At 68.8% G+C, this 18,635-nt stretch carries 16 protein-coding genes; 5 read left to right on the top strand and 11 right to left on the bottom strand.

The window, feature by feature from the left end:
* Nucleotides 1–2 precede the first annotated feature (2 nt).
* Nucleotides 3–866, bottom strand: a complete 864-nt coding sequence (gene kdsA / locus MZV50_RS12785) for a 3-deoxy-8-phosphooctulonate synthase (protein WP_252635036.1) — start codon at nt 864–866, stop codon at nt 3–5.
* Nucleotides 867–927: 61 nt separating this feature from the next.
* Here kdsA and MZV50_RS12780 point away from each other — a divergent pair, with 61 nt between their 5' ends.
* The 4 genes from MZV50_RS12780 to sseA all read left to right on the top strand — a co-directional run bounded on the left by MZV50_RS12780 (nt 928) and on the right by sseA (nt 5,749).
* Nucleotides 928–2,379: a cryptochrome/photolyase family protein gene (locus MZV50_RS12780; protein WP_252635035.1), complete on the top strand. Its 1,452-nt coding sequence runs from the start codon at nt 928–930 to the stop codon at nt 2,377–2,379.
* Between the two features lie 55 nt (nt 2,380–2,434).
* The gene (locus MZV50_RS12775) at nt 2,435–3,664 is read left to right on the top strand and encodes an SAM-dependent methyltransferase (RefSeq protein ID WP_252635034.1); all 1,230 of its coding nucleotides are present in this window, start codon (nt 2,435–2,437) and stop codon (nt 3,662–3,664) included.
* Nucleotides 3,665–3,846: 182 nt separating this feature from the next.
* Nucleotides 3,847–4,857, top strand: a complete 1,011-nt coding sequence (locus tag MZV50_RS12770; RefSeq protein WP_252635033.1) for a cysteine synthase A — start codon at nt 3,847–3,849, stop codon at nt 4,855–4,857.
* A gap of 34 nt (nt 4,858–4,891) precedes the next feature.
* Complete coding sequence (gene sseA / locus MZV50_RS12765) at nt 4,892–5,749, top strand: 3-mercaptopyruvate sulfurtransferase (protein WP_252635032.1); 858 nt, start codon at nt 4,892–4,894, stop codon at nt 5,747–5,749.
* On the opposite strand, the gene MZV50_RS12760 is transcribed toward sseA, so the two are convergent.
* On the bottom strand, nt 5,750–6,826 hold the full coding sequence (locus MZV50_RS12760) for an amino acid ABC transporter substrate-binding protein (protein ID WP_252635031.1): 1,077 nt from the start codon (nt 6,824–6,826) through the stop codon (nt 5,750–5,752). It lies immediately after the preceding gene.
* 73 nt (nt 6,827–6,899) lie between these two features.
* Here MZV50_RS12760 and metC point away from each other — a divergent pair, with 73 nt between their 5' ends.
* Complete coding sequence (metC, locus tag MZV50_RS12755) at nt 6,900–8,048, top strand: cystathionine beta-lyase (protein ID WP_252635030.1); 1,149 nt, start codon at nt 6,900–6,902, stop codon at nt 8,046–8,048.
* Here metC and MZV50_RS12750 read toward each other — a convergent pair.
* From MZV50_RS12750 to MZV50_RS12710, 9 genes are all read right to left on the bottom strand, one after another.
* Complete coding sequence (locus MZV50_RS12750; protein WP_252635029.1) at nt 8,045–8,566, bottom strand: YdeI/OmpD-associated family protein; 522 nt, start codon at nt 8,564–8,566, stop codon at nt 8,045–8,047. The two genes, metC and MZV50_RS12750, sit on opposite strands and share 4 nt — an antisense overlap.
* 12 nt (nt 8,567–8,578) lie before the next feature.
* The gene (locus MZV50_RS12745) at nt 8,579–8,989 is read right to left on the bottom strand and encodes a GFA family protein (RefSeq protein ID WP_252635028.1); all 411 of its coding nucleotides are present in this window, start codon (nt 8,987–8,989) and stop codon (nt 8,579–8,581) included.
* An 83-nt stretch (nt 8,990–9,072) separates the two neighbouring features.
* Nucleotides 9,073–9,843, bottom strand: a complete 771-nt coding sequence (cobA, locus tag MZV50_RS12740) for a uroporphyrinogen-III C-methyltransferase (RefSeq protein WP_252635027.1) — start codon at nt 9,841–9,843, stop codon at nt 9,073–9,075.
* Nucleotides 9,833–12,514 (bottom strand): nitrate reductase, encoded by a 2,682-nt coding sequence (locus MZV50_RS12735; protein ID WP_252635026.1) that lies wholly within the window; start codon nt 12,512–12,514, stop codon nt 9,833–9,835. The genes cobA and MZV50_RS12735 overlap by 11 nt, the downstream gene beginning before the upstream one ends.
* A gap of 4 nt (nt 12,515–12,518) precedes the next feature.
* Nucleotides 12,519–12,869: a nitrite reductase small subunit NirD gene (nirD, locus tag MZV50_RS12730; protein WP_252635025.1), complete on the bottom strand. Its 351-nt coding sequence runs from the start codon at nt 12,867–12,869 to the stop codon at nt 12,519–12,521.
* Entirely contained in the window at nt 12,866–15,337 is a 2,472-nt protein-coding gene (nirB, locus tag MZV50_RS12725; protein ID WP_252635024.1) for a nitrite reductase large subunit NirB, read from the bottom strand. The genes nirD and nirB overlap by 4 nt, the downstream gene beginning before the upstream one ends.
* Before the next feature lie 27 nt (nt 15,338–15,364).
* Nucleotides 15,365–16,585, bottom strand: coding sequence for a nitrate/nitrite transporter (locus MZV50_RS12720; RefSeq protein WP_252635023.1), 1,221 nt, complete (start codon nt 16,583–16,585; stop codon nt 15,365–15,367).
* Between the two features lie 236 nt (nt 16,586–16,821).
* Nucleotides 16,822–17,967, bottom strand: coding sequence for a CmpA/NrtA family ABC transporter substrate-binding protein (locus MZV50_RS12715; protein WP_252635022.1), 1,146 nt, complete (start codon nt 17,965–17,967; stop codon nt 16,822–16,824).
* The gene (locus MZV50_RS12710) at nt 17,964–18,536 is read right to left on the bottom strand and encodes an ANTAR domain-containing response regulator (protein ID WP_223395360.1); all 573 of its coding nucleotides are present in this window, start codon (nt 18,534–18,536) and stop codon (nt 17,964–17,966) included. The genes MZV50_RS12715 and MZV50_RS12710 overlap by 4 nt, the downstream gene beginning before the upstream one ends.
* Nucleotides 18,537–18,635: the final 99 nt, after the last annotated feature.

The raw sequence follows: 18,635 nt of genomic DNA, 5'->3' as shown, positions 1-18,635 counted from the left end.
GCCTACGCCGCCTTGGTCAGGGCGTCGTACTTCAGCAGATTGGCCACCAGGGCCTCGAACTGGCTCATCGGCACCATGTTCGGGCCGTCCGAGGGCGCGTGGTCGGGATCCGGATGGGTCTCGATGAACACGCAGGCCACGCCGACGGCCACGGCCGCGCGGGCCAGGACCGGCACGAACTCGCGCTGGCCGCCCGACGACGTGCCTTGCCCGCCCGGCTGCTGGACGCTGTGAGTGGCGTCGAAGACGACCGGGCAGCCGATCTCCTTCATGACCGGCAAGGACCGCATGTCGCTGACCAGGGTGTTGTAGCCGAACGAGGCGCCGCGCTCGCAGGCCATGACGTTGGGGTTGCCCGCGCCGGTCACCTTGGCGACGACGTTCTTCATGTCCCACGGAGCCAGGAACTGGCCCTTCTTGATGTTGATCGCCCGGCCCGTATTGGCGGCGGCGACCAGCAGGTCGGTCTGGCGGCACAGGAAGGCCGGGATCTGGATGACGTCGACGGCCTCGGCCACGATCGGGCAGTGGCTGGTCTCGTGCACGTCGGTCAGGGTCGGCAGGCCGGTGACCTCGCGGATCTCCTGGAAGATCGGCAAGCTATCCACCAAGCCGATGCCGCGCTGGGCGTTGGCCGAGGTTCGGTTGGCCTTGTCGTACGAGGTCTTGTAGATCAGGCCGACACCAAGACGCTCGGCCATCTCCTTCAGCGCGTGAGCCGTCTCCAGCGCGTGCTGGCGGCTTTCCATCTGGCAGGGCCCGGCGATGATCGACAGCTTCTCGCCGTTGCCGATGCGGACGGGCGCGCCGGTCGGGGTCTTGATCTCGACGACGGCGTTCGGGGCGACGGCTTGCGGCTGATCCAAGGCGAGCATTCCAGCGTATTAGAACTTCGGGCGCCCAAGAGGTGACCCTTCGGGCAGGACGGTGCAAGTGCGCAAGAACAGTGACGATAGCAAGGCCGTAGAGACGGCGGTGATCGTCTGGTTCCGCAACGACCTGCGCATAGCCGACAATCCCGCCCTGCGCCATGCCGAGGGTAGCGGCCGGCCGGTGATCTGCCTCTACATTCTCGACGAGACGCCCGGCCTCCGCCCCATGGGCGGCGCCTCGCTGTGGTGGCTGGACAAGTCGCTCAAGAGCCTGGCCGAAAGCCTTGAGAAGCTTGGCAACAGGCTGGTGCTGCGCAAGGGCGTCGCCGCCGAGGTTCTGGACGACGTCATCGCGCATACGGGCGCGACCTGCGTGCTGTGGAACCGGCTCTACGACAAGGCCAGCATCGACCGCGACACCGCGATCAAGGCCCGGCTGAAGACGGCCGGCGTCGACGGCCAGAGCTTCAACGCCGGCTTGCTGAACGAACCGTGGACCGTCAAGAACGGCGCGGGCCAGCCCTACAAGGTCTTCACGCCCTATTGGCGGGCGGCGCGCGAGAATCTCAGTCATGTGGTGGTGGAACCCGCGCCCAGGCACCTGAAATCGCCCGAGCATTTTCCACGCGGCGAAAGCCTGGTCAGCTGGCGCTTGCCCCCGACCAAGCCCGACTGGTCCACGGGCTTCGACCACTGGACACCGGGCGAGTCCGGGGCGCTGGCCCGGTTGGACGGCTTCCTGTCGGGGCCGGTCGACGGCTATGGCGAGAAGCGGGATGTGCCGGGCGTCGAGGCCACGTCCGGCCTGTCGCCGCACCTGCATTTCGGTGAGATCGGACCGCGCCAGGTCTGGCTGGCCGCCCACAACGCCGCCGAGCACGGCGACGCTCCGGCCGGCGAGGTCGACAAGTTCCTGTCCGAACTGGGCTGGCGCGAGTTCAACCACGCCATCCTGTTCCATTGGCCCGACCTGCCGACCAAGAGCTTCAAACCGGAGTTCGATCGCTTCCCGTGGGCCAGGAACGACGCCTTTCTCGAGGCCTGGACCAAGGGCCAGACCGGCTATCCGATCGTCGACGCCGGCATGCGCGAGCTGTGGGCCACCGGCTTCATGCACAATCGCGTGCGGATGATCGTCGCCTCCTTCCTGATCAAGCACCTGCTGGTCGACTGGCGCGAGGGCGAGGCCTGGTTCTGGGACACCCTGGTCGACGCCGACCTGGCCAACAATGTCGGCAACTGGCAGTGGGTGGCCGGCAGCGGCGCCGACGCCTCGCCCTATTTCCGGATCTTCAACCCCATCGCCCAGGGTGAGAAGTTCGATCCGAAGGGCGCCTATGTCCGCCGGTGGGTCCCCGAGCTCCGGAACGTTCCCGACGACGTTATCCACAGGCCGTGGACCCGCGCCCTACATCCGCCGACCGGCGCCGAGCGTCTCTATGCACCACCGATCGTGGACCACGCTCAAGCACGCGCAAAGGCGATGGAGGCTTACCGGAGCCTCTAGCTGGGCCGGGGCTTTACGAAACGGGGGTTAACGGCGTTAATAAACGCGTCACCGGATGCGAGGCCTCGCCTTGGATACTGCGCTCTGGAACGATCCCGACCTGAAGGCCGCGCCGACGGCCTTCCGCGCCGCCCTCCGCGTGGTGGCGACCAACTGGGACACCGGCTCTGTCACCTGGATCCTGCCCACGGGCAAGGCCCTGAGGATCACCGGCGCCCAGCCCGGCCCGGACGCGGTCGTGCGGATCAACGACTACAACTTCATGCGCCGCGCCTTCGCCGCCGGGACCATCGGCTTCGCCGAGGGCTTCATGGCCGGCGAATGGGAGACGCCGGACCTTTCGGTTGTGCTGGAAGCGTTCTCGCTGAACTTCGACCGGCTGTCGGCGCTGCTGTCGGGCAATCCGGTCATGCGCGCGGTCAACATCTTCTACCACATACTGCACGGCAACAGCCGGGCCGGATCCAGGCGCAACATCCACGCCCACTATGACCTGGGCAACGGCTTCTACTCGCGCTGGCTGGACCCCAGCATGACCTACTCGTCGGCCCTGTACGAGCGGCCCAACCAGCCGCTGCCCGAGGCGCAGGCCGCCAAGTACGCGGCCCTGGCCCGGACCATCGATCTTTCGCCCGGCAAGCACGTGCTGGAGATCGGCTGCGGCTGGGGCGGCTTCGCCGAGTTCGCGGCCAAGGAGGTCGGGGCCAAGGTCACCGGCATCACCATCTCGCAGGCCCAGTACGATTTCGCCCGCAAGCGCCTGTTCGAGCAGGGTCTTTCGGAAAAGGCCAACATCCGCCTGATCGACTATCGCGACGTCCAGGGCCAGTACGACGCCGTCGCCTCCATCGAGATGTTCGAGGCGGTGGGCGAAGCCTATTGGCCGGCCTATTTCGACAAGATCCACGAGGTCCTGAAGCCCGGCGGCCGCGCGGGCCTGCAGATCATCACCATCCGCGACGAGCTGTTCCCGAAGTACCGCGGCCGCACCGACTTCATCCAGCGCTACATCTTCCCGGGCGGCATGCTGCCCAGCGAGGCGCGCCTCAAGGAGGAGACCGAGCGCGCCGGCCTGGAATGGAGCGATCTCAAGCGCTTCGGCCAGAATTATGCCGACACCCTGGCCGAATGGGGCCGCCGCTTCGAGGCCGCGTGGAGCGACATCCGCAAGGACGGCTTCGACGAGCGCTTCCGGCGTCTGTGGCGGTTCTATCTCAGCTACTGCGAGGCCGGCTTCCGGACCGAGCGCACCAACGTGATCCAGCTGGGTCTGAGCCGAAGCTGAGGCGGGAATACCAAGCCATCCGGCTTAGTATCGATCGGACATCCCTGTGGATAGTCGGACAAGCCCATGACCGGGCTCAGGCTTTGTCGATCGGGCTCATCCGCCTTCAGGAAAATTGGGGTTGCGCTGGCGGGGCGCGGCACGATCTACCAGCGATCCAAGACGTCCCTCGAAGGCCCCTCATGACCGCCCTGCCCAGCGCTCTCCCCTCCGTCCTGGACGCGATCGGAAACACCCCGCTGATCCGCCTTCAGCGCGCCAGCGAGGCCACGGGCTGCGAGATCCTGGGCAAGGCCGAGTTCATGAACCCGGGCCAGTCGGTCAAGGACCGCGCGGCGCTGGGCATCATCCGCGACGCCGAGGCGAAAGGCCTGCTGAAGCCGGGCGGCCGCATCGTCGAAGGCACCGCCGGCAACACCGGCATCGGCCTGGCCATGGTCGCCTCGGCGCTGGGCTACAAGACGACGATCGTCATCCCGCGCACCCAGAGCCAGGAAAAGAAGGACGCCATCCGGCTGTTGGGCGCCGAGCTGGTCGAGGTCGACGCCGTCCCCTACTCCAACCCCGACAATTACGTCCGCTATTCCGGGCGCTTGGCCGAGGAACTTGCCAAAACAGAGCCTAACGGAGTTGTCTGGGCCAACCAGTTCGACAACGTCGCCAACCGCGACGCCCACTACCGCACCACCGGTCCCGAGATCTTCGAGCAGACCGGCGGCAAGGTCGACGGCTTCATCTGCGCGGTGGGCTCGGGCGGCACCCTGGCCGGCGTCGCCGCGGCCCTGCGCGAGCGCAAGCCCGGCGTGAAGATCGGCCTGGCCGACCCCTACGGCGCGTCCCTGTACAGCTGGTACAAGGACGGCGAGCTGAAGTCCGAGGGGACCTCGATCAGCGAGGGCATCGGTCAGGGCCGCGTCACCGCCAATCTGGAAGACCTGGCCGTCGACTTCCCGTTCCGCGTCACCGACGAGGAGATGCTGGAGGTCGTCTACGATCTCGTCCAGCACGAGGGCCTGTGCCTGGGCGGCTCGTCGGGCATCAACGTCGCCGGCGCGATCAAGCTGGCCAAGGCGCTGGGCCCCGGCCACACCATCGTGACCATCCTGTGCGACCACGGCTCGCGCTATCAGTCCAAGCTGTTCAATCCCGCGTTCCTCGCGGAAAAGGGCTTGCCGACGCCGCCTTGGATGTAAGGTCGCCGCCGAGTCACATCGCAAGAGGCGTCCCATGGCCATTCCGTCCGATCCGCTGGTTTCCACCGCCTGGCTGGCCGAGCATCTCGACGCGCCGGACGTGCGCGTGGTCGACGCTTCGTGGCACATGCCCGCCGCCCAGCGCGATCCGGCCCAGGAGTTCCTGGCCGCGCATATCCCCGGCGCGGTGTTCTTCGACATCGACGACATCTCCGACGAGGCCTCGGACCTGCCGCACATGATTCCGACCGCGACCAAGTTCGCCGCGCGGGTCAAGAAGCTGGGCCTGGGCGACGGTTCGCGGATCGTCGTCTATGACACCACAGGCATCCTGCCGGCCGCCCGCGCCTGGTGGCACTTCCGCGCCATGGGCCATGAGGACGTCGTGGTGCTGGACGGCGGCCTGCCCAAATGGATCGCCGAGGGCCGCCCGATCGAGGACGGCCCGGCCTCGCCGCAGGAACGCCACTTCACCCCGCGCTGGCAGGCCGACATCTACCGCTCGTTGGAGCAGATGCGGAGCGTCGTCGAAACCGGCGCCGAGCAGGTCATCGACGCCCGCGCCGCCGGCCGCTTCGAGGGGCGCGATCCCGAGCCGCGCGCCGGTCTGCGTGGCGGCCATATGCCCGGTGCCCGCAACATCCCGCTCTCGGCCCTGATCGCCCCGGACGGCACGATGCTGCCGGCCGACAAGCTGAAGACGGTGTTCCAGGCCGCCGGCGTCGACATCGACAAGCCGATCGTCTCGACCTGCGGCTCGGGCATCACCGCCTCGGTCGTGGCCCTGGCCCTGTTCCGCCTGGGTAAGCCACGCTCGGCCGTCTACGACGGCTCGTGGACCGAATGGGGCGGCCTCGCCGACACCCCGGTCGCGACAGGCCCCGCCACCTGATCAGCGCATCGGCGGCGCGTACAGCAGGCCGGGCTTCTGGGCGTTCCACAGGGCGTTCAGACCCCGGTCCAGCTTCAACGCCGAGCCGCCGCCGATCTCGCGGTCGAAGATCTCGCCGTAGTTGCCGCCGGCGGTGATCGCGCGATAGGCCCAGTCGGCGTCCAGGCCCAGCATGGCGCCGTAGCCGCCCTCGCCCAGCAGCCGCCGCGCCTCGGGATCAGGGCCGTCCTTCATGGCCTTCGCATTGGCCTTGGTCACCCCATGCTCCTCGGCCAGGATCAGGGCGTAGAGCGTCCAGCGGACGATGTCGGTCCAGGCCGGATCGTCCTGGCGCACCAGCGGGCCCAGCGGCTCCTTGGAGATGGCGTCGGGCAGGATTACATGCGCGCCCGGATCGTCCAGCACGGAGCGCGCCGCCGCAAGGGCCGAGATGTCGGCCGTGAAGGCGTCGCACTTGTCGGCCTGGTAGGCCGCGCGAGTCTGTTCCTCGCTGTCGAACATCATCGCCGTGTAGGCGATGCCGCGCGAACGGAAGAAGTCCTCCAGGTTCTGGGCCGAGGTGGCGTTGCTCTGGACGCAGATCTTGGCCGTGTTCAGCTCGACGGCGCTGGTCAGGTTCAGGCTGCGACGCACCAGGAAGCCCTGGCCGTCGAAATACGAGATCGCCGCCATGTCCAGCTGGTCGCCGGCGTCGCGCGAGAAGGTCCACGAGGTGTTGCGCCACAGGACGTCGACCTTGCCCGAGCGTAGGGCCGCGATCCGCTCGTCATTGCCCAGCGGGACGAAGACGACCTGGTCCGGCTTGCCCAGCACGGCGGCGGCCAGGGCGCGGCAAAAGTCGACATTGAAGCCGCGCCAGCGCCCGCCATTGTCGCGGAACGCGAAGCCCGGCAGCTCCGGGTTCACGCCGCAGCGCAGCTCGCCGCGCGCCCGGACGGCTTTCAGGGTGGCACTGGGCGCGGCCGGCTTGATCTTCAGCGGCGCCTCGACCGGTTTCGGTTCGGGCGTGGACGCGGGTCGATCGCAGCCCACCAGGACAAGCGCCGCCAAAATCGCCAAGCCGAACCGCACCGACACCGATCGCTCCTTGAACCGCGCGCGCGGAGCCTTAAACCACAAGGCTTAGACCGCGTCGCCGAAGAGTGCCCCCATGGATGAAGAAACCCGCCTGATCCGCAAGGGCTCCGAGCCGACGAACCTGGCGCGCGTGGTCAATCCGCCGATCCAGCGCGGCTCCACCGTGCTGCTGCCCAATGCCGCGTCGCTGTACGACGACAACCAGATCACCTACGGCATCACCGGCCTCGCCTCGCCCGCCGCCCTGCAACGCGCCCTGGCCGACCTCGAAGGTTCGCCGGACGTCACCCTCTACCCGTCGGGCCTGGCGGCGATCACCGGCGCCATGCTGGCCGTGCTGAAGGCCGGCGACGAGATCCTGGTGGTCGACAGCGCCTACAAGCCCACGCGCCGTTTCTGCGACCGCGTGCTGACCCGGTTCGGCGTCCAGACGACCTACTACGATCCGGCCCTGACGCCCGACGCGCTGATGGCGCTGGCCACACCAAAGACCCGGCTGATCCTGCTGGAAGCGCCCGGTTCGCTCACCTTCGAGATGCAGGACGTTCCGGCTATCGCCAAGGCCGCCAACGATCGCGGGATCATCACCCTGATCGACAACACTTGGGCCGCCGGCTTCCTGTTCAAGCCGCTGGCGCATGGGGTGACGATCAGCGTCCAGGCCCTGACCAAATATGTCGGCGGCCACTCGGACTGCTTCATGGGCTCGGCCACGACCATGGACACGGTGATCGGAAATCAGCTGGGCGACGCCATGTGGGACATCGGCTGGTCGGTGTCGCCCGATGACGCCTACACCATGCTGCGGGGCCTGCGGACCCTGGCCACGCGCCTGCCGCGCCACCAGGAAAGCGGCCTCGAGATCGCGCGCTGGCTGCAGGACAGGCCTGAAGTGGCCCGGGTGCTGCATCCCGCCCTACCCGGCGATCCGGGCCATGCGATCTGGAAGCGTGACTTCACCGGCGCCTGCGGCCTGTTCGGCGTGATGCTGAAGCCGTGCAGCCAACGCGCCGTCCACGCCTTCCTCGACGCTTTGCAGCTGTTCGGCCTGGGCTTCTCGTGGGGCGGCTACGAGAGCCTGGCCATTCCTTGCGATCCCCAGCTCAAGAACCGATCGGTTCCGGTGAACCTGGAAGGCCCGCTGCTGCGCCTGCACATCGGCCTGGAGGCGGTCGAGGACCTGAAGGCCGACCTGGACCAGGCCTTCGAGAAGCTGGTCTAGACGACCGCCCCGTCCCTCCAGTCGCGGGCCATGAACCGGCCCTCGACGCCGCCCAGCACGGCCAAGGCGGCCTCGATATTCCGCGCCTTGGCCTCGGCGGATTTCACACTGGCGAAGCGGCGCAAGGCCTCTTTCCGGAGACTGGGCGGGAGCGCAGCCCAAGCCTTGGCAGCGGCCGGATCGCGCGCCAGGCCTTCGGCGAACGCCTCGGGCATCGAATGGGCGGGGCCGCCGCGATAGTCCTCGTCGAAGGCCACGGACACCTCGACCGTGTCGCCCACGCCGACACCCGCCGCCGCCTCGCGGACGAGACCGTGCAGATAGAGGAAGAAGCCGCCGTCGCCGCGCGGCATCATGTTGATCCGCCACGGCTCGGCCGGCGCGCCATTGATCTGGACCCGCACCGGCATCGGCTTGCGCCAGCCTTCGCGCAGACGCGCGGCCTGGTCGGGCTCGACCGGCACGAACGGGTTGACGCCGTTGATATCGATCCTGGCCTGAAAGCGAAGGCTGGTCATGGCCCGGGGCCCCTATAGATAGCGCCGTTCCGCCTCGCAGGGCTGTTCCCACCAGAGATTGTCACGGCCGTTGCCGTAGTTGACCGGCGCCGCGGCCAGTTCCTCCGGCGTGACGCCATCCAGCGTATTGACGCGGATGGACACAAAGGCGCCGCCGATCTGCTCGACATAGCCATGGCTGAAGGTGCGCACGCCGCACGTGCTGCAGAATGGGATATGGCCGCTGAACGTGCCGAACTGATAGTCGGTCTGGGCGTCCTCGCCCGCCAGCAGGCGGAAGGCGTCCGGCTTGATCAGCGCGCCCCAATTGCGGGTCTTGGCGCAGATCGAGCAGTTGCAGCGGCCGGTCCCGGCCGCCAGGTCGATGTCGGCTTCATAGCGGACCGCGCCGCAATGGCAGCTGCCGGTGTAGGTCTTCAGCATCGGGCGTCCCTCTCGATGAGCGTTGTCGAACACCGTTCTAGAGAAACCCTACCGCCACCCTACTGTCAGTATTAGCCTCGCGGTCAGGCCGTACGACGCGAATGTTCGACGATCTCGGCCACCGCGTTGGCCTGGGCGGCGACCTCGCCGACCACGATCAGAAGCGGGCCATCGCCGGCCTCGGCCACGCGCTCGGCCAAGGTGGCCAGGGTCGCCGGATAGAGCCGTGCGTCCGCACCGCCCGCCTTCTCGACGGCCACGGCAGGGGTATTGGCGGGGCGGCCGGCGGCGATCATCCGCTGGGCCAGGTCGCCCGCGACCTCGCCGCCCATATAGACCGCCAGGGTCGCCTCGGGATCGGCCGCGGCGCTCCAGTCGCCCGACAGCTTGCCGGCCTCCAGCCGCGCGGTGGTGAAGACCACCCGGCGGGCCTCGCCACGGTGGGTCAGCGGAAAGCCGAACTGGGCGGCGGCGGCGCAGGCGGCGGTGACGCCCGGGACGACCTCGGTCTCAACGCCGAAGCCGTTCAGGAACGCGGCCTCTTCCCCGACACGGCCGAAGATCGACGGATCCCCGCCCTTTAGCCGGACGACCTTCAATCCCTTGCGCGCCAGACGCAGCATCAGCCGATTGATCTCGTCCTGCTTCATGCTGGGCTTGCCGGCCCGCTTGCCGGTCTGGATCCGCACGCAACCGGGCGGCGCCAGGGCGATGGCCTCTTCCGAGCATAGGGCGTCGTAGAGCAGCGCGCCCGCGCTCTCGACGGCGCGGACGGCGCGGACGGTCATCAGGTCCACGGGACCGGGACCGGCGCCGACCAGCATCACCTTGCCGAACGTAGTCTCAACCGACATGGGCGGGCTCCTTAGAAGTCACAGCCAAGGCTTTGATCATGCGTGCGATTTCAGGGCGGCAGGACCCGCAGTTGGTCCCAGCGCCCGTGACGGCGCCGACGGCGTCCGGCGTGTCGGCTCCGGCGGCGATGGCGGCGTTGACGGCCTTGGCGCCGACCTTCAGGCAGGCGCAGACCATCGACCCCTTGTCGACCGGCGCCCCTGGCGGGCGGCCGAACAGCAAGGCCGACCGCGCCTCGGCCGGCAGGGTCTCCTCGGCGAACAGCTCGGCCAGCCAGTCGCGCGGCGGCAGGCGGCCGGTGGTGGTCATGTAGAGCACGGCGACCAGGCGCCCGTCCTCGACCCAGGCCTGGCGGCGGGCGCCGGTCGCGGGGTCCTCGTAGGTGACGAGTTCGCCGGCCAGGCCCTTGGTCAGGGCCTTGCGGAGGGCGTCGCGCTCGACCGCGTCGCCCCGACCGGCGAACTCGTGCTGCTGGCAGGCGTCTTGGGGAATACGCCGCCAGACCAGGTCCGTCCCGACCGGGGGACTCAGGACGGACCGGCTCAGGAAGAAACCTTTCCAGGTCTCGCGATAGGCGCGGACGCGGGCGGGCGTGTGCTTGAATTCCGGCTGACCCGAGGTCGGGTCGACGCGCGGCGCGACCAGCGTGTTGGCGCGGCCCGACGGCGCGAAGGCGTCGGTCCAGTGCATCGGCATGAACAGCGAGCCGCGCCGCTGGCGATCGCTGACCTTGGCCACGGCCACGGCCTCGGCGCGCGACGTCGTCACCCGCGCCAGGGCCCCATCCTTCAGGCCCAGGGCCTCGGCGTCCTCCGGATGGATCTCGACATAGGGCTCGGGCGCGTGGCGACACAGGTCCGGCGCCAGGCCCGTGCGGGTCATGGTGTGCCACTGGTCACGGATACGGCCCGTGTTCAGCGACATTGGAAAGGCGTCGCCGGTGGCCTCGGCCGGGCCGCGCGGCTTGACCGGGACCATCCGAGCCCGGCCGTCGGGCGTCTGGAAGCGGCCGTCGACGAACAGGCGCGGCGTGCCCTTGCCATCAGCCTTCACGGGCCACTGGATCGGCAGGAGTTCCCCATAAGCCTCTGGCGTCAAAGCCGAAAGGCCGGACAGATTCAGTAAGCGACCTTGGTTTTCGTACGCCGTCAGGCGGGCCCATTCACGGAAGACGCTGGCGTTGTTGGACCAGCCGAAGCCGTCGAAGCCCATGGCCACGGCGACGTCGGCCATGATCTTCCAGTCGGCCCTCGCCTGGCCCGGCGCCGGGAACAGGGCCCGCTGGCGCGAGATCCGGCGCTCGGAGTTGGTGACCGTGCCGTCCTTCTCGCCCCAACCCAGGGCCGGCAGCTTGACGTCGGCGAAGGCGGTGGTGTCGGTCTCGACGCAGTCCGAGACCACCACGAACGGGCACTTGGCCAGGGCCTCGCGGATCGCGCCGCTGTCAGGCAGGCTGACCGCCGGATTGGTGGCCATCACCCATATCGCCTTGATCCGCCCGTCGCGGACCGCCTCGAACATCTCGACCGCCTTCAGGCCCGGCGCGCGAGCGGTGTCGGGCGCGCCCCAGAAGCGAGCGACCCGGTCGCGATCTTCCGGCGCGAAGTCCATGTGGCCGGCCAGGGTGTTGGCCATGCCGCCGGTCTCGCGGCCGCCCATGGCGTTGGGCTGGCCGGTGATCGAGAACGGACAGGCGCCCGGCTTGCCGATCCGGCCGGTGGCCAGGTGGGCGTTGATGATGGACAAGCCCTTGGCCACGCCCTGGGCCGACTGGTTGGCGCCCATCGAGAACAGGCTGACCGTCCGCGCGTTGGCGGCGAACAGGTCGTAGAAGGTCTGAAGATCCTCGACTGCCACGCCGCAGTCGGCGGCGACGGCTTCGACCGATTGATCCACTTCCGCAAGCATGGCGACCACTTGCTCGAAATTGTTCACGTGACCAGCGATGTAATCGCGATCGATCGCGCCGCGCCGGACCAGGTCGGCCAAAAGGCCGTTCCAAAGCCGCACGTCGCTTTGCGGCGCGATGGCCAGATGCAGGTCCGCGCCCTCGGCGGTGTCGGTGCGACGCGGGTCGATGACCACGTGTTTCTGGCCGCGCGCCCTCGCCGCCTCCATGCGACGGAACAGCACCGGATGGGTCCAGGCGGCGTTGTGACCGCTGAACACCACGAGGTCGGCGACATCAAGGTCCTCGTAGCAGCCGGGCACCAGGTCGGCGCCGAAGGCCTGCTTGTGGGCGGCGACGGCCGAGGCCATGCACAGGCGGCTGTTGGTGTCGATGTTGCCCGAGCCGATGAACCCCTTCATCAGCTTGTTGGCGACGTAATAGTCCTCGGTCAGCAACTGGCCCGAGACGTAGAAGGCGACGCTGTCGCGGCCATGGCGCGCGATGGTCTCCTTGAAGCGCTTGGCCACCAAGGCGGTGGCCTCGGCCCAGGTCGCGGTCTTGCCGTTGATCGTCGGCTCCAGCAGCCGCCCTTCCAGCCCGACCGTCGCGCCGAGAGCCGAGCCCTTGGAACACAGTCGGCCCAGATTGGCCGGGTGGACCACGTCGCCGGCGACCGACACCGATCGCCCCTGCCCGACCGCCCCCGTCACGCCGCAGCCGACGCCACAGTAGGCGCAGGTCGTCTTGACGGTCTTCAGAGCTGCGGAACCGTCGGCCATGCGCTCAGTCCGCCATCACCGGCTGAGCCAGCAGAACACGACCGTCCCTGACCAGCACCGGCACCACGGGCGTGCAGCCCTTGCCGGCGTCGGCGCCCGTCGGATGGCCGGTGGCCAGGTCGATGACCCAACTGTGCAGCGGACAGGTCACGCCATGGCCGTGGACGATGCCCTGGCTCAAGGGACCGTGCTTGTGCGGGCAGCGGTCGACCAGGGCGAAGACCTGGCCGTCGCCGGTGCGGAACACGGCAACGTCGCCCTGGGCCGTGGCCACCCGACGCGCGCCGCGCTCGGGGATGTCGGTCACGGCGCCGACATCACGCCAATCAGGATCGATATGGGTTTGAAGGGTCATTCGGCCGCCATCTCCAAGGGAAGGGTCGCCATGGGTTTGAACTCGCCGGCCGCAACGCCGCCGGTGGCGCGCTCGGCCCACGGGTCGATCTGGGCGGTTTCCTGCGACTTCACGAAGCGGGCGAACAGCGCCGCGCGGTTGTCGAGGTCGTCCACGGTCGCGGCGCGGATCGTGTCGAGGCCGATACGGGCCATCCACTTGTAGATCCGCTCCAGGTACCAGCCGCCTTCGCGGTACATCTGCATGACCGCCGAGATCAGCTGGATGGCCTCGTCCTCGGTCGCGACTTTGGTCAGGAACTCGGTGCCTTGGATGTGCAGTCCCGCGGCGCCGCCGACATGGATCTCGTAGCCGCTGTCGACGCAGATCACGCCGATGTCCTTGCAAGTCGACTCCGCGCAGTTCCGGGGACACCCCGACACGGCCAGCTTGACCTTGGCCGGCGCCCACGAACCCCACATGAACTTCTCAAGCTTGATGCCCAGGCCGGTGGAGTCCTGGGTGCCGAAGCGGCACCAGTCGCTGCCGACGCAGGTCTTCACCGTGCGCAGGCCCTTGGCGTAGGCGTGGCCGCTGACCATGCCCGCCGCGTTCAGATCGGCCCACACCGCCGGCAGGTCGTCCTTCTTCACGCCCAGCAGATCGATGCGCTGACCGCCCGTCACCTTGACCGACGGGATGTCGTACTTGTCGGCGACGTCGGCGATGGCGCGCAGCTCGTCGGGCGTCGTCATGCCGCCCCACATGCGCGGTACGACCGAATAGGTGCCGTCCTTCTGGATGTTGGCGTGGACGCGCTCGTTGATGTAGCGCGACTGGCTGTCGTCCACGTACTCGCCCGGCCAAGCGCACAGCAGGTAGTAGTTCAGGGCCGGCCGGCACGAGGCGCAGCCGTCGGGCGTGGTCCATTCCATGGCCTGGAAGACGGCCGGCATCGACTTCAGCTCGAGCTCGACGATCGCCTTGCGCACGTCGCCGTGCGGATGGTGCGTGCACTTGCACATCGGCTTGGGACCCGTCTGGGCCTTGAAGCCGTCACCGAGGGTCAGGCGGATGACCTGCTCGACCAGCGGCGTACAGGAACCGCACGAGGCCGAGGCCTTGGTCACCGCGCGGACGTCGTCCAGCGTGGTCAGGCCTTGCGAGGTGATGGCCGAGGTGATCGCACCCTTGCAGACGCCGTTGCAGCCGCAGATTTCCTGCGTGTCGGGCATGGCCGCAACGGCCGCGCTAGGGTCCAGGCCCGAGAGGCCCTCCGTGATCGCTTGCCCGAAGATCAGGGTCTCGCGGATCTCCGCGACATCGGTCCCCGCCTTCATCAGGTCGAAGTACCAGCCGCCGTCGGCCGCGTCGCCGAACAGCACCGCGCCGGCGACCTTGCCGTCCTCGATGACCACGCGCTTGTAGACCCCGCGCGCGGCGTCACGGAACACGATGTCCTCGCAGCCGTCGCCACCGGCGAACTTGCCGGCCGAGAAGACGTCGACGCCCGAGACCTTCAGGCGCGTCGACAGCACCGAGCCCTGATAGACGCTCTCGCCGTCGGTCAGGGCCTCGGCCAGCGTCCGGCACATGTCCCAGATGGGCGCGACCAGGCCGTAGCAGTTGCCGCGGTGCTCGACGCACTCGCCGACCGAGAACACGGCCGGATCCGAGGTGCGCATGGCGTCGTCGACGATGATGCCGCGATTGACCTGAAGGCCGGCGGCCTTACCCAGGGTGGCGTTCGGGCGGATGCCGACGGCCATGACCAGCAAGTCGCAGGGCAGGACGCGACCGTCCTTAAGCTTCAGGCCGGCGACCTTGCCGTCCTCGCCAACGATCTCATCGGAATGGGCGCCCAGCACCGTCTCGACGCCGCGTTCGGCCAGGGCTTCGCGCAGCAGGTAGCCGGCGCTCTCGTCCAGCTGGCGCTCCATCAGCACATCCATTAGGTGGACGACCGTGGCGGCCATGCCGCGACGGGCCAGGCCATAGGCCGCTTCCAGGCCCAGCAGGCCCCCGCCGATCACCACGGCGCGGGCGCCGGGCTTGCCGGACGCCTCGACCATGGCCTCGACATCGTCCAGGTCACGGAAGGTGACCACGCCCTTCAGGTCCGCGCCCGGCAGCGGCAGGCGGAACGGATCCGAGCCGGTGGCCAGGATCAGCTTGTCGTAGGCGACCTCCAGGCCGCCCTCGGCGACCACCTTGTGGCCTTCCAGGTCCACCGCCGTGACGGCGCGGCCGGCGTGCAGGGTGATGGCGTTGTCGCGGTACCAGGCCTCGTCGTTGATGACGATGTCGTCGAAGGTCTTCTCGCCCGCCAGAACCGGCGACAGCATGATGCGGTTGTAGTTCACCCGCGGCTCGGCGCCGAAGATGGTGACGTCGTAGCGGGCGGGATCGCGCTTCAGCACTTCCTCGACCGCCCGGCAACCGGCCATGCCGTTGCCGATGACGACCAGACGTTCCTTGAGTTGGGTCATGGCTATCTCGTTCGTCGAAGCGGGGGATCAGACGCGAACGCTGGCGGCGTCGCCGTGCAGGGTCGGCCAGATGGCGCGCCAGCGGGCCTTGAGGCCGTGGAGGGCGAAGAAGGCGAACAGCGCCAGCAGGGCGAAGCCGATGAAGCCGGGCTGGTAGGAGCCGCTCATCTTCTTGGCCATGCCCAGGGTGGAGGCCAGGTAGAAGCCGCCGATGCCGCCGGTCATGCCGATCAGGCCGGTCATCACGCCGATCTCCTTGCGGAAACGCTGCGGCGCCAGCTGGAACACCGCCCCGTTGCCCGCGCCCAGCGCCAGCATCGAGAACAGAAGCACCGCCAGGGCCAGATAGGCCGACGGCAGCTGGAAGCTGGCGACGGTCAGGCCCAAGGCGGCCAGGAGATAGACGAAGCTCAAGGTGCGTACGCCGCCGAAGCGGTCGGCCAGGGCGCCGCCCACCGGACGAATGAACGAGCCGGCGAAGACGCAGGCGGCGGTGAAGAAGCCGGCGATGACCGGATCCAGGCCGTACTCCGAGTTGAAGTACATGGTCAGCGACGAGGCCAGGCCGACGAAGCCGCCGAAGGTCACGCCGTACAGCAGCATCAGCCACCAGGCGTCCGGGACCTTCAGGACGTCCATGTACTCGGCCAGCTTCTTGGGCGCCGGCTGCTCGGGCGCGTCCTTGGCCAACAGCATGTAGACGACGAAGGCGACGGCCAGCGGGATGGCGGCCAGGCCGATCACGGTCTGCCAGCCGAACGCCTTGGCCAGGGCCGGGGCGAACAGGGCCGCCAGGGCGGTGCCGGAGTTGCCGGCGCCGGCGATGCCCAGGGCCAGGCCCTGATGCTCCTGCGGATACCAGCGCGAGGCCAGCGGCAGGGCGACGGCGAACGAGGCGCCGGCCACGCCCAGGATGACGCCCAGCGCCAGAACCTGATGATAGTTGTGGATGCCGACCAGCCAGGCCAACACCAGGCCGGCCAGGACGATCAGCTGGCCGATCATGCCGGTCTTCTTCGGGCCGATCCGGTCGACCAGCACGCCGTTGACCAGGCGCAGCACCGCGCCAGCCAGCACGGGAATGGCGACCATCAGGCCCTTCTGGGCCGGGTCGAGATGGAAGTCCTTGGCGATGGCGACGCCCAGCGGGCCCAGGATCACCCAGACCATGAAGCTGAGGTCGAAATAGAGGAAGGCGGCGAACAGGGTCGGCGCATGGCCGGCCTTCAGGAAATCGCGGGAGATCATGGTCGGCCTCGACGGATTGCGTGTCTGCAAGAGCGGGGCGTCGTCGCCCCGGGTGGCTGACCGCATCCGAGCGGTCCTCTGGCAGCCGCGAACGCCGTTGTTCGTTGGCCTTGAGGCTATGGGAGACAGGTGACGGGCTTCATGTCACCGTTCATGCCGCGTTGCGGCGCCGGCAAGGTTTGCGGCGCACGATTGCTCAGCATCTGTGCACGAGCGGCGCCCACGAAGCGTGCAGATCAGGCCAGCGATCGACCGATGGCGAAGCCGGCGGCGTAGTCGCCCACGGCCTTGGGATCGAACGCCCGACCGTCGAACAGCCGCGCCTCAACGGGTCCAGCGGCGTCGGCGAAGGCCAGGGCCGGCTCCAGAATCGGCCCCAGCGACAGGGCCGCGTCGCGGTAGAGGTCGGGACGGTAGACTTGATCGACCAGCGCCTGAAGGTCCTGTCCGGGGCCAATCTGCCCCCAGCGGATCATCTGAGACAGAAACCACAGACCGTGCTCGCGGCGCGGCAGGCCCGCGGCGTCGCGATGGAAGACGATCTCGCCTCCCAGCGCCCGAGTAATCGCGGCGGGCGACGCGCCGACGCGATCTGGACGCGCCAGAAGCTCGACCAGGGTCTCGCGGTTCTCGTGGGCGTCGGCCCAGGCCGCGCCGCGCATCACCGCTCGCAGGCAGGCCCGCAACTCGTCAGGCCGGCGCTCTGCCAGGGCCGCCGGCACGCCCAGCACCTTGTCCGGCCCGCCGGGCCAGAATTGCGAGGCCGCGACCAGGATGCGACCGACGCCGTCGGCCTCGGCCACCGCATTCCACGGCGCCCCGACGCAGAAGCCGTCGATCTCGCCCGCGCGCATCCGCTCGACCATGCGCGGCGGCGGAATGACGACCAGCCGCACGTCGCCGTCCGGGTCCACACCACCCTGCGCCAGCCAGTAGCGCAGCAGGTAGTTGTGCATCGAGTGTGGAAAGACCACGGCGAAGGTCAGAGGTCCCTGCCCCCGCGCGCGCCGGGCCGCGACGACCTTGGCCAGGGCGACAGCGGTGACGGGCGGTGCGGAGAAATCGGTCAGGGCGACGGCGCCGATCTCGTCCGCCAGGGCGGTGGAGACCGTCACGGCGCTGCCGTTCTGGTTCAGGGCCATCGGCGCGAGGATCTCGCCCTCACCGCTGGCCGTGGCAGCCAGGGCCATCGGCGCCAACATGTGGGCGCCGTCCAGGGCGCCGACGGCGACCTTGTCGCGGATCGTGGCCCACGAGGCCTCGCGCTCCAGCGTGACGTTCAGGCCCTCTTCCTCGAAGAAGCCCAGAGCATGCGCCACGGCCAGCGGCGCGCAGTCGGTCAGCGGGATGAAACCCAGGCGCAGGTCGGAGAGGCCGCTCATTGCCCATCCCCCTTCAGCACGCCGGCGAAGGCCAGCAGGTCGGCTGCGACCGCGCCAATCGGCTTGCCCCGGTCCATGGCCAACTTGCGCAGCAGGCGATAGGCGCCGTCCTCGTCCAGACCACGCTCCTTCATCAAGAGGCCCTTGGCCCTTTCGACGGTCTTGCGCGACTCGAGGTCGGCCTTGGCCTTGGCCAGATCGCCGCGCAACTGCTGGGTCAGGGCGAAACGGCTCATGGCGACGTCGAGGATCGAACGCACGCGATTGGGGGCCAGGCCGTCCACCACATAGGCCGCCACGCCCGCGCGCACGGCCTGCTCGGCCAGGCCGGGCTCGGAGCGATCGACGAACATCACGACCGCATGCCCGGCGCTGGACTCCTTGAGGCTGTCGAGGGTGTCGCGATCGGGGCTTTCGGCGGCGATGACCACCACGTCCGGCGCGAAGGCCAGGACCTCGGCCTCGTCATAGACGGCCGAACGGCGCACCTCGAGCGGCTGCACGCCCTCCAGCCCCTGGGCCACGAGCGCGGCGCGCGCGGTATCTGGATCAATGACGAGCACCCGCATCGGCTTCGTCCTAAGCGGCGCCGCGCCGCGCGGGGGAACTTTCCCCCGTCCGAAGCGCCGACGCCGCGGATTGCGCGGAATGCAGGCGCCGCCGACCAT

Origin of the sequence: Caulobacter segnis (genome assembly GCF_023935105.1) — a bacterium.
Classification (GTDB): Bacteria; Pseudomonadota; Alphaproteobacteria; order Caulobacterales; family Caulobacteraceae; genus Caulobacter; species Caulobacter segnis_B.
The sequence above is the reverse complement of the archived record's forward strand: the minus strand, read 5'-3'. Positions and strand labels throughout refer to the sequence as shown.

What these genes read in the sequence shown, in the direction of transcription:
- MZV50_RS12775 (WP_252635034.1), top strand. Translation starts at nt 2,435, where the DNA reads ATGCGAGGCCTCGCCTTGGATACTGCGCTCTGGAACGATCCCGACCTG.
- MZV50_RS12770 (WP_252635033.1), top strand. Translation starts at nt 3,847, where the DNA reads ATGACCGCCCTGCCCAGCGCTCTCCCCTCCGTCCTGGACGCGATCGGA.
- sseA (WP_252635032.1), top strand. Translation starts at nt 4,892, where the DNA reads ATGGCCATTCCGTCCGATCCGCTGGTTTCCACCGCCTGGCTGGCCGAG.
- metC (WP_252635030.1), top strand. Translation starts at nt 6,900, where the DNA reads ATGGATGAAGAAACCCGCCTGATCCGCAAGGGCTCCGAGCCGACGAAC.
- MZV50_RS12750 (WP_252635029.1), bottom strand. Translation starts at nt 8,566, where the DNA reads ATGACCAGCCTTCGCTTTCAGGCCAGGATCGATATCAACGGCGTCAAC.
- MZV50_RS12745 (WP_252635028.1), bottom strand. Translation starts at nt 8,989, where the DNA reads ATGCTGAAGACCTACACCGGCAGCTGCCATTGCGGCGCGGTCCGCTAT.
- cobA (WP_252635027.1), bottom strand. Translation starts at nt 9,843, where the DNA reads ATGTCGGTTGAGACTACGTTCGGCAAGGTGATGCTGGTCGGCGCCGGT.
- MZV50_RS12735 (WP_252635026.1), bottom strand. Translation starts at nt 12,514, where the DNA reads ATGGCCGACGGTTCCGCAGCTCTGAAGACCGTCAAGACGACCTGCGCC.
- nirD (WP_252635025.1), bottom strand. Translation starts at nt 12,869, where the DNA reads ATGACCCTTCAAACCCATATCGATCCTGATTGGCGTGATGTCGGCGCC.
- nirB (WP_252635024.1), bottom strand. Translation starts at nt 15,337, where the DNA reads ATGACCCAACTCAAGGAACGTCTGGTCGTCATCGGCAACGGCATGGCC.
- MZV50_RS12720 (WP_252635023.1), bottom strand. Translation starts at nt 16,585, where the DNA reads ATGATCTCCCGCGATTTCCTGAAGGCCGGCCATGCGCCGACCCTGTTC.
- MZV50_RS12715 (WP_252635022.1), bottom strand. Translation starts at nt 17,967, where the DNA reads ATGAGCGGCCTCTCCGACCTGCGCCTGGGTTTCATCCCGCTGACCGAC.
- MZV50_RS12710 (WP_223395360.1), bottom strand. Translation starts at nt 18,536, where the DNA reads ATGCGGGTGCTCGTCATTGATCCAGATACCGCGCGCGCCGCGCTCGTG.